This is a genomic window from Microcystis sp. M53603_WE2, assembly GCF_030065435.1.
The window spans coordinates 1-1,082 of record NZ_JASJFF010000466.1 but is presented as its reverse complement, the minus strand read 5'-3'; the positions used below and the strand labels follow the sequence as shown (position 1 = coordinate 1,082).

The 1,082-nt window shown below is 44.4% G+C and carries 2 protein-coding genes; one reads left to right on the top strand and one right to left on the bottom strand.

Annotated features, from left to right (window positions below):
* Positions 1-164: phycobiliprotein lyase (locus PX481_RS09675; RefSeq protein ID WP_288094493.1), on the bottom strand; the 164-nt coding region annotated here is incomplete at its 3' end.
* Positions 165-543: 379 nt separating this feature from the next.
* Here PX481_RS09675 and PX481_RS09670 point away from each other — a divergent pair.
* Positions 544-1,082 (top strand): NAD(+)/NADH kinase (locus PX481_RS09670; protein WP_288094492.1); only part of this gene is annotated, 539 nt, incomplete at its 3' end.

Here is a 1,082-nt window from a genome sequence, read left to right as displayed (position 1 = left end):
TGGGGTAAATATTTAATCTCGATGGCGCTGATAACTTCTTGGGGTTCCGTTTCTTGGGTGAGGGTGTAATAACGTCTCTGGGATTGCCAGCGTCCTTCTGTCTGCTTAAAAAAGGCTAAAGCCAAAGTTTCTAGCGATAATTGGGCGGTTTGAATTAATGTCATAGAAATAAAACCTTTCCTGTTTTTTGGGAGAGCAGATTTGTTATCCTTTGTCAAGAGTTTGCCAGAGAACTGTTACACATCTTAATACAATTATAACTCTGCATGGAAATTAAGTGGTAGGGGTGTTGAGAGAGATAATTGGGAAAAAGCCGCATAGATACAGCAGTTACAGGGAAAAAACGGGATAAGATTGCTAAAACCTGCGAGCTTATCCTAGTTACTTCCATTTACCCTTATCTATCGATTAATTCTGTCAAATTGGCTACAGTGAGGCCGAGGTGATTCCCCCAACCCCCTTTTTTACCTGTTACTTTTCACCCGATCTGCCCAGTCTTGGTATTGTTAAAAATATAGAACCTCCGAACAAGGTCTCAACTCCGTGCAGTTAAAACAAGTCATCATCGCTCACAAGGCCAACCATCCCCAAAGTAAAGCATGGGCGGAAAAATGCGCTAAACAGTTAGAAGCCCGTCAGTGTAAAGTTTTAATGGGACCCAGTGGCTTTAAAGATAATCCCTATCCCGTATTTTTAGCCTCAGCATCGGGAAAAATCGACCTCGCCATCGTTTTGGGCGGAGATGGAACCATTTTAGCCGCCGCTCGCTATTTAGCTCAGGAAGACATTCCAATTTTAGCGGTGAATGTCGGCGGCCATCTGGGATTTTTAACGGAACCTTTTGAGATTTTCCAGGATACGGAGACGGTCTGGGATCGTTTACAATCCGACCACTACGCGGTACAACAACGGATGATGTTAAAGGCCAGAATCTATGAAGGGGATAAAAGAAACCCGCAGCCAGTGAGCGAGGCATTTTATGCCCTGAATGAGATGTGTGTGAAACCCGCTAGTATCGATAGGATGCCCACCTCAATCCTCGAAATCGAAGTGGACGGGGAAGTAGTAGATCAGTACCAAGG